The organism is Novosphingobium indicum (assembly GCF_014645195.1).
GTDB lineage: Bacteria > Pseudomonadota > Alphaproteobacteria > Sphingomonadales > Sphingomonadaceae > Novosphingobium > Novosphingobium indicum.
The window spans coordinates 62,283-71,469 of record NZ_BMLK01000021.1; the positions used below are offsets into that span (position 1 = coordinate 62,283).

Consider the following 9,187-nt stretch of genomic DNA (forward strand, 5'->3'; position numbering starts at 1 on the left):
GCGTTTTGAAAATCAGCGACCGGTGAACTTCGGTTTGCGCTTCTCTTTCAGCGCCTGGATGCCTTCCATGTGATCGGCGCTGCGCACCGAGACGCTTTCATAGGCAATGCCCGCATCCATCAGCGCCGTGGCGACGCGCTTGAGTTCGAGGTTGGTGAGGATCTTGGTGGCGCGGATCGCGACGGTGGCGCCGTTCAGCAGCTTTTCGCAGAAGGCATCGACCTTCGCGTCGAGTTCCTCGAGTGGGACGCAGTGGTTGACGAGACCGATCTCGGCGGCCTTCTGCGCGCTCAGCAGGTCTCCGGTGAGGAGGTATTCCTTGGCGCGGGTGAGGCCGATGCGCTGGGCCCAGATCACCGCGCCGCCATCGCCCGCGACAAGGCCGAGGCCGACGTGCGGGTCGCCGATCTTGGCGCTTTCCGCCGCGAAGATAACGTCGCACAGCAAGGCGAGCGTGGCGCCTAGGCCGACCGCGTGGCCGTTCATCCGGCAGACCACCGGCTTGTCGATGTCGAGCAGCGTGGAGACGATGCGCTTGGCGACGCGCGTCTCGTGGTCGAACAGGTGCGGGTTCTTTGCGTTATTCTCGATGTGGTCGAGATCGCCGCCCGCCGAAAAGGCGCGGCCGGCGCCGGTCAGGACGATGACGTCCGATCCCGTGTCGCACTGGGCGAACCACATGGCCTCGGCCAGATCGTCGTGAAGCTGCAGGTTCACCGCGTTGAGCGCGTCGGGCCGGTTCAGCGTGATGCGCAGCAGACGGCCTTCGCGGGCCATCTCGATGGTGCCAAGGCTGGGCAGGGCAGGGGCGGTATCGGTCATCGCGGCGGGTCTCCCATGGAACGCTGCTGGTCATAGGCCAGGATCGACTTGAGGCCAGAGCAAATCCACCGTGCTCTGCCAACCGTTCGCTCGGGCGAAACCTGTGGTCCATCGCCGTGGCGTTGCGCGCCTCACCTTGCCAAAGCATTCGCGCTCCTGTCTATTTTCGCGCCAGACAGACGCGCATCAGGCGCGAATAAGGCACTGCGAGAGGGAGCAAGGGTATGGCGCAATTCGACGAGACCTTCGATTGGGTGGTCGTGGGCAGCGGGGCCGGCTCGATGGCTTCCGCACTGCTGATGCGTCAGGCCGGAAAGTCCGTTCTGATTCTCGAAAAGGCGGATGTCGTGGGCGGCACCACCTGCAAGTCGGGCGGCGTCATGTGGATCCCGAACAACCGCTTCATCGCCGAGGATGGTGAGAGCGATTCCGTCGAAGCCGCAGTGACCTATCTCGATGCGCTGCAGAACCTCGACGGGAATCCCGCACCGGGTTCAACCCCGGAAAAACGCCGCGCCTACGCGACGCAGGCGTCCAAGATGATCGACTTCCTGATCGATAACGGGATCGAACTGCAGCGGGGCCACCACTACTGGCCGGACTACTACGACGAAATGCCCGGCGGCTTCAAAACCACGCGAACTGTCGTGGCCAAGCCCTTCAATCTCAAGGAACTCGGCCCTTGGCGCAAGAAGCTGCGCAAGGGCTTCGTCGAAGTGAACGCGACGCTGAGCGAAGGCATGCAGCTTGGCCACATGCGCACAAATCCGAACGCCAAGAAGACGCTCGCCAAGATTGCGCTGCGCACTATCGGTGACAAGCTGCGCGGCCGCCAGTACACCACCGCGGGTGCCTGCCTGCAGGGCCGCCTGCTCAAGGCGGCGCTCGAAGCAGGTGTCGATATCCGCACCGAAGCGCCCGTGCGCGAGATCATTCTCGACGATGCCGGCAAGGCCGTGGGCGTCGTGGCCGAGCCGGGCGGCAAGGCCATCCGCGTCGGCGCGAACCTGGGCATTCTCGTCAATGCCGGGGGCTTCGCGCACAACCAGGCGATGCGCGACAAGTACATTCCCGGCAGCCAGTCCAAGTGGTCGCAGACGCCCAAGGAAGATACCGGCGACATGCACATCGAGCTGGAGCGCCTCGGCGGCGTGCTGGCGCAGATGGACCAGATGGTCGGCTTCCAGATGACCGAGGCGCCGGGCTGGGAAAAGGAATACGTCATGCCCGGCATGCAGAGCGTGACGGCCAAGCCTCATGCCATTCTCGTCGACCAGACGGGTGAGCGCTACATGAACGAAGGCGGCTCCTACGAGCTGTTCTGCGAAAACATGCTCAAGCGCGACCGCGAGGTCGGTGCGATCCCGAGCTGGGCGATCATGGACCAGCAGTACGCCGAAAAGTACCAGGTCGCCGGCAAGTGGATCGACAAGAAGATCCCGAAGGCCTGGGAAGGCACCGGCTATCTGCACAAGGCCGATACGCTCGAGGAACTGGCGCAGAGCATCGGTGTACCGGCCGACAAGCTCAAGGCCACGGTCGAGCGCTGGAACACCTTTGCGCGCGCCGGCAAAGACGAGGATTTCCACCGCGGCGAGCGCGAATACGACAAGTGCGGTTATGTCGGCGATCCGTTCTCGGAGGCCAAATCGATCGGCACCATCGAAAAGGCGCCGTTCTATTCGGTGTCCTGCGTGCCGGGTGACGTCAGCACTTACGGCGGCGTCGTGACCGACGAGCACAGCCGCGTGCTGCGCGCCGACGGTTCGGTGATCGAAGGCCTCTATGCGACGGGCGTCACCACGGCCTCGCCGATGGGCAACGTCTATCCGGGCGCGGGCGCGAGTGTGGGTCCGTCGATGACCTTCGGATGGCTCGCCGCCAAGCATGCAGCCGGGCTCGACAACCAGATCGCCTGATCGGGAATGAACGAGGCAATAGCGGCGCTAGAAGCCGAGGGTTGGTCGCACATCCCGCTGGATACCTTTTCGGCGACGATCGATCCTGTCTTCACGCGCGGGGAGCCGGGTGTGAGCCGCGAAGTCGCGGTGAAGACCAATCCGGGTATGGCGAACAACCGCGCCGATACCGTTCACGGCGGTGCGATGATGACCTTTGCTGACATCGCGCTCGGAATCGGGGCGGTCGATGCGGCCGGTGGGCCCTACTGCGCGACCGTGCAGCTCAACTACCACTTCGTGCGCAGCGTGCGCGTGGGGCAGCTGGTGATCTGCCGCCCGCAAGCGGTCCGCCGCACCAGCCGCCTCGTGTTCATGCGCGGCCTGTTCGAGGTCGATGGCGAGGCGGCCGGATCGGCGGACGGAATCTTCCAGTACTTCTCCGGCCCGGCGCTCAGAGCAGATTGACGCCGACCTTGCCGAAGAACTTGCCGCTCTCGAGGTGGCGGTACGCGTCCTGCAGCCGGTCGAGATCGTAGACCACATCGACAACCGGCTTGATGCCGTGCTGCACGATGAAATCGGTCATCGTTTCGTGCTGTTCGCGATTGCCGACGCCGATCGGGGCGAGATTGATGCCCTGTTCGCCCATACGGGACCAGCTGAAGTCGGACCCGAGCATGCCGATGGCCGATAGCTGTCCGCTCTCACCCAATAGCGAGACGTTGTCGTCAAACTGAACGGCGCCAACGGTATCCACCACGTTGGCCAGCGGGCGCTCGCCGAGTTCCTTGCGGATTTCGGCGGCCCAGTCGGGCGTGGTGCGGTAGTTGATGCACAAGTCTGCACCGTAGGACGCGGCGCGTGCCAGCTTCGCGTCCGATGAAGAGGTGATCGCGACTTTCGCGCCCATCGCCTTGGCGAGTTGCAGCGCGGCGATGGACACGCCGCCGGTGCCATGCGCCAGCACCCAGTCGCCGGGGCCGGTGGGCCGGAACTGGGTGAGCGCGGACCATGCGGTCAGCGCGGCGCAGGCGAGCGTTGCGCCTTCGAGATCGCCGAGCTGGTCGGGCAGGGCGCAAAGGCTCTCCTCATCGAACACGGCGTACTGGCGCGCGACGCCGTCGATCGGGCCGCCGAGCATGCGCGGATCGGGCGTACTGCCGGTCAGCCAGAACGGCGCGAAAAGCGGCACCACGCGGTCGCCGGTGGCAACCCGGGTTACGCCGTCGCCGATGCCGACGACTTCGGCCGCGCAGCAGGAGAGGGGCACGACTTCGGGTTCCTTGCCGAGACCGGGAATCAAGCCCTTGGCGACGATGGTGTCGCGAAAGTTGAGTGTCGCCGCCTTGATGCGGATCAGCGCTTCGCCGGGGCCGGGCTGGGGTATCGCCGCATCGCCGATCGCGATTGTCTCGATGCCCTGGCCGCTTGCCACAGTTGCCTGCTTCATCATCCGTTCCCTCCTGTTACGCGCCCGACCCTAGACTACGGCGGGCGCGCTTCGCAGCCCGAAACCGGCTCGCCCGTGCGATGGCTTTGCCTGCGGCTGCGCACCGAAGTGACTGAGCCCCCAAAGCCGGCAGCGGCGCATTCCGCCCCCGTTCGGGCGTTGCTAGGCCCTTGTAGTAGCTTGCGCCAGGAGCGCTCGGGGAGAGGATTTATCGTCATGCATGCCGCCGGCAATGATCAGGCAAGCCTTGCGAAGCCGCCCGTGTCGCATGTCGCGGGACCGCCGATAGCCGAGGAGGCGGGGCAGGGCGCGCAGACCATTGCCGGCTATCTGCGCGAGGTGACGGAAAAGTACGGCCCGCGCGAAGCGGTGGTCCTGCGCAATCGCAGTCATCGCTTTTCGTGGACCTATGACGACCTGTTCGAACACGCGATGGAAGTGGCGCGCGCGCTGACGGCAGCGGGCATCGGCAAGGGCTCGCGTGTCGGCATCCTGATGACCAACCGGCCGGAGTTTCTCTCCAGCCTGTTCGGCACGGCACTGGCCGGCGGTGTACCGGTGGCGCTCAGCACTTTCTCGACTCCGACCGAGATGGACCAGCTTCTCAAAGCCTCGGAAATCTCGCTTCTGCTGTTCGAGCAGCATGTGCTCAAAAAGGACTTCTTCGTGATGATCGACGGGCTCGAGCCGGCGATCGGTCACGGCAGGCCCGGGCATCTCGGGTCCGAACGCTACCCCTATCTTCGCCATCTGGTTTCCCTGCCGGGCATCCTCGGCGATGCCGATCCGCTGACCTCTCATGAGGACGGGGCCGTGGAGCGCTGGGACACCTTTCTGGCGCGGGCGAAGCATGTTTCCGAAGCGGCCATTCTCGCGCGTGCCGATGGCGTGCATCCGGCGGAGACGGGCGGTATCTTCTTCTCTTCGGGCACGACCAGCCTGCCCAAGGGGATCGTCCACGCCCAGCGCGCCTTTGCGATCCAGTGGTGGCGCTGGCCGCGCATCTTCGCGATGACCGAGCCGGTGCGAAGCTGGACCGGCAACGGTTTCTTCTGGTCGGGCAATATCTCGATGGTCGTCGGCACCGCCTTCTCGACCGGCGGCGCGGTGATTCTGCAGCGCTACTTCGATGCCGAGGAGGCGCTGTTCCTGATCGAGCAGGAGAAGGTCACCTTCACCAGCGGCCGCCCGCACCAGTGGGCGCGCTTCCAGGCGGCGTCGAACTGGGCAAGCGCGGACCTCTCCAGCCTCAAATACGTGACGCGGGGCGAGCAGATCTGGGAGCATCCGACCGTCGATACCGACTGGGATGTGCCGATGTCCTTCGGCACCACCGAGACGATGACGATCTGCACCTCGCGCGTCGCCGGCGTTGCCGACGAGGAATATGCAGGCTCGATGGGCGAAGTGCTGCCCGGTAACACGATCAAGATCGTCGATCCGCTGACCGGCGCCATCATGCCGCTCGGCGAAAAGGGCGAGATGTGCATCAAGGGGCCGACGCTGATGACCGGCTACCTCGGCAAAGCGCCCGAGGAGTGCTTCGATGCGCAGGGCTTCTACTGCTCGGGCGACGGCGGCCGTATCGATGCGCAGGGCCGCTTCTACTGGGATGGGCGCCTGACCGACATGATCAAGACCGGCGGCGCCAACGTCGCGCCGATCGAGGTCGACGAGGTGGTCGGCCGCTATCCGGGCGTGAAACGGGTGCAGACCGTGGGCATTCCCGACGACATGCTGGGCGAGATGGTGGTGACGGCGATCGTCCCCGTCGACGGCACGGAGCTCGACGAAAAGGCCGTGATCGGCTTCTGCAAGGAGCAGATCGCCAGCTTCAAGGTTCCCCGCCGCGTGCTGTTCTTCACCGATGAGGAAATGGCCGTGACAGGCAGCGAGAAGGTGAAGCCCGCCGTCGTCAAGGAACTGGTGAGCAAACGCCTCGAAAGTTAAATATCGCCGGGCCGCTGACCTTGCCCTTGCACTCAAATGCCTGCGGGTTAGTGGATTCCATTGTACAGCGACCCTGGCGACGGAGGTTATCGAGAGAGGGACCATGACAGACACGCTATCCAACCGCGCATCACCCGATGCGGACACCCAGCTCGATATCTACCGCCGCATGCTGCGGATCGAGCGTAACGATGAATTCACCCGCGCCCAGATCCGTCAGGGCCGCATACACGCACCGTACTACTCGGCGCGCGGTCAGGAGTGCATTCCCGCCGGTATCTCGGCCCTGCTCAATGACGACGACAAGATCTGCACGATCTATCGCGGCATTCAGGACATGGTTGCCAAGAACATGCCGCTGCGCCCTCTCTGGGCCGAAATCTGCGGCCGCGTAGACGGCACTTGCAAGGGCAAGGGCGGTCCGATGCACCTTACCCACCCCGAAACCGGCGTAATGGTCACCACCGGCATCGTCGGTTCGTCCATGCCGATCGCCAACGGCTTCGGCTGGGCCGCGCTGCTCGACGGCACCAAGCAGGTCACCGTGGCTTACTTCGGTGACGGCGCCAGCAACATCGGTGCCTTCCACGAAGCGCTCAACCTCGCTTCGGTCTGGAAGCTGCCGGTCATCTTCGTGTGCGCCAACAACGGCTTTGCCGAGCACACCCGGTTCGAAAACGGCACCGGTGTCGACCAGATCTCGAAGCGCGCCATCGGCTACGGCATGCCGGGCTACACCGTCGACGGTAACGACCCGATCGACGTCTACGCCCACGCCCATGCCGCCATCGAGCGTGCCCGCGCGGGCGAGGGCCCGACCCTGCTCGAATGCAAGACCTTCCGCTTCATGGGACACGTCTTTGGCGACAACGACGCCTACATGACCAAGGAAGAAAAGGCCGCCGCCCTCGAGAAGGATCCGCTGCCGCTGTTCCGTCAGAAGCTGATCGACGATGGCATTGCCACCGAGGAACAGCTCGAGAAGATGAAGGCGGACATCGAAGCCGAGGTGAAGGACGCCATCGACTTCGCCATGAACTGTGAATTCCCGTCGGACGACGAACTGCGTCGCGACGTCTTTGCCGAGGAGATCCCGGCGTGAGCACCGATACTGTTGAAATGGTCAAGATGAACGGCCTTCAGGCCATCAACGCCGCGTTGATGGAAGCCATGGAAGCGGACGAGAAGGTTCTCGTGCTCGGCGAGGACATCGCCGATAACGAAGGCGGCGGCGTGGTCGGCGTGACCAAGGGCCTGTCCACCAAGTTCGGCACCATGCGCGTGAAGTCGACCCCGATCTCCGAACAGGCGATCATCGGTGCGGCCATCGGCGCAGCCATGGCCGGCTACAAGCCGGTCGCCGAAATCATGCTGATGAATTTCACGACCGTCGCCATGGACATGATCGTGAACCACGCGGCCAAGCTGCGCTTCATGTCGGGCGGCCAGAGCCAGGTCCCGATGGTGATCCGCACGCTGACCGGTGCGGGCAACCAGACCGCCGGCCAGCATGCCGACTTCTACGAGGCATGGTTCGCGCACACTGCCGGTATCAAGGTCGTGATCCCCTGGACCCCGGCGGACTTCAAGGGCCTCTACCTCTCGGCGATCCAGGATCCCGATCCGGTGATGATCATCGAGAGCGGCAAGACCCTGTTCGTGCCGATGGACACGCCCGCCAACCAGGGCCCGATCCCGCTGGGCAAGGCCAATGTGGTCATGCCGGGCACCGACCTGACGCTGGTTTCCTATGGCCAAATGATGTTCTCGGTGATGCAGGCCGTCGAGGAACTCGGCAAGGCCGGTGTCTCGGTCGAAGTCATCGACCTCCGCACGGTTTCGCCTTGGGACAAGGAAACGGTTCTGGCTTCGGCCGAGAAGACCGGTCGCCTGCTCGTCGTGCACGAAGCCGGGCGCAACTTCGGGCCGGGTGCGGAAATCGCCGCGACCGTGCAGGAAGAGCTGTTCGGCAAGCTCAAGGCTCCGGTCGGCCGCCTTGGCGCGCCGTACTGCTCGGTGCCGTTCGCCAAGAAGCTCGAAGACGCTTTCCTGGTGCAGCCGCCCGAAATCGTCGCCGAAGCCAAGCGCCTCGCCGCGATGGGCTGACAGGCGCTGCCTGTTTGAAAGAACAAGGGCTCCCGCAGCGATGCGGGGGCCTTTTTCTTTTTGCGCTGCCTTTGGAGGGATTGTGCGTCGGCGCTTTAATCGACGACGGCTTGTTCCCGCTTTTCCGGCCTGATGTAGATCGAGGAAATCGACGGCGAGAGTTGCTTCATCCGCGCCTCGATGTCTTCGATCACCGTTTCCGCGACGCCCATGGACAGGTCGTCTGCAAAGTCCGCGCTGACCGCGACGAATATGCTGTCCGGCGCGGTGTGGATCGTACGGACGTGATTGACCGAATCGATTTGCGGATGCGCCGCCAGCACCGCCCGCAGCCGGGCGATGAGTTCCGGATCGGCGGCTTCGCCGATGAGCAGACCCTTGGCCTCGCGGGCAAGCAGGGCGGCGACGCAGGCCAGCACCAGCCCGATCAGAACCGAGGCAAGGCCATCGAGCCGGGCATCGGCGAAATACACGCTGGACCACACCCCGAGGGCGGCAATCACCAGCCCCACCATGGCGGCGCTATCCTCGAACAGCACGATGAATCCGGTCGGGTCCTTGCTGCGGCGTACGGCTTGCCACCATCCCCGCCGTCCGCGCTTGCCGTTGAAGTCTCTTACGGCAATCACCCAGGACGAGCCCTCCAGCACGAAGGCGATGGCCAGCACGACATAGCTGATCGTCGGATCGGCGATCGGATGCGGGGCCTGGATATGGACGATGCCCTCGTAGATCGAGATGCCCGCACCCACTGCGAAGATCAGGATCGCGACAACGAAAGCCCAGAAATAAAGTTCGCGCCCATATCCGAAGGGATGACGCGCATCGGCTTTCCTGCCGGCCTTGTGCTGGCCGTAGAGCAGTAGCACCTGATTGCCGCTGTCGACCACTGATACCAAGACTCTCTGATCACGACCCATGCGCCCACTGGCGCAAGCCGATGGACATGATGCGCCAT

General features: G+C 64.3%; 8 protein-coding genes. 5 read left to right on the forward strand and 3 right to left on the reverse strand.

Features of this window, described 5'->3' with window-relative positions; translation table 11 throughout:
• Positions 1-12: 12 nt before the first annotated feature.
• Positions 13-822 carry an enoyl-CoA hydratase/isomerase family protein gene (locus tag IEX64_RS18795; protein WP_188822109.1) on the reverse strand — a complete coding sequence of 270 codons (810 nt, stop codon included), beginning with the start codon at positions 820-822 and terminating at the stop codon, positions 13-15.
• 224 nt (positions 823-1,046) lie between these two features.
• Between IEX64_RS18795 and IEX64_RS18800 the strand changes: the two genes are divergently transcribed.
• Positions 1,047-2,741 (forward strand): FAD-dependent oxidoreductase, encoded by a 1,695-nt coding sequence (locus IEX64_RS18800; RefSeq protein ID WP_188822111.1) that lies wholly within the window; start codon positions 1,047-1,049, stop codon positions 2,739-2,741.
• A gap of 6 nt (positions 2,742-2,747) precedes the next feature.
• A complete protein-coding gene (locus IEX64_RS18805) occupies positions 2,748-3,188 on the forward strand; it encodes a PaaI family thioesterase (RefSeq protein ID WP_188822113.1) in 441 nt (146 codons plus the stop codon).
• Here the strand turns inward: IEX64_RS18805 and IEX64_RS18810 are convergent.
• The gene (locus IEX64_RS18810) at positions 3,175-4,176 is read right to left on the reverse strand and encodes a zinc-dependent alcohol dehydrogenase family protein (protein ID WP_229710572.1); all 1,002 of its coding nucleotides are present in this window, start codon (positions 4,174-4,176) and stop codon (positions 3,175-3,177) included. The two genes, IEX64_RS18805 and IEX64_RS18810, sit on opposite strands and share 14 nt — an antisense overlap.
• A 213-nt stretch (positions 4,177-4,389) precedes the next feature.
• On the opposite strand from IEX64_RS18810, the gene IEX64_RS18815 reads away from it, so the two are divergent.
• From IEX64_RS18815 to IEX64_RS18825, 3 genes are all read left to right on the forward strand, one after another.
• On the forward strand, positions 4,390-6,123 hold the full coding sequence (locus tag IEX64_RS18815) for a class I adenylate-forming enzyme family protein (RefSeq protein WP_188822115.1): 1,734 nt from the start codon (positions 4,390-4,392) through the stop codon (positions 6,121-6,123).
• Positions 6,124-6,226: 103 nt separating this feature from the next.
• A complete protein-coding gene (locus tag IEX64_RS18820) occupies positions 6,227-7,225 on the forward strand; it encodes a thiamine pyrophosphate-dependent dehydrogenase E1 component subunit alpha (RefSeq protein ID WP_188822117.1) in 999 nt (332 codons plus the stop codon).
• 17 nt (positions 7,226-7,242) lie between these two features.
• On the forward strand, positions 7,243-8,229 hold the full coding sequence (locus IEX64_RS18825) for an alpha-ketoacid dehydrogenase subunit beta (protein ID WP_188822133.1): 987 nt from the start codon (positions 7,243-7,245) through the stop codon (positions 8,227-8,229).
• Between the two features lie 95 nt (positions 8,230-8,324).
• On the opposite strand, the gene IEX64_RS18830 is transcribed toward IEX64_RS18825, so the two are convergent.
• Positions 8,325-9,187 (reverse strand): cation diffusion facilitator family transporter (locus tag IEX64_RS18830; RefSeq protein WP_188822119.1); only part of this gene is annotated, 863 nt, incomplete at its 5' end.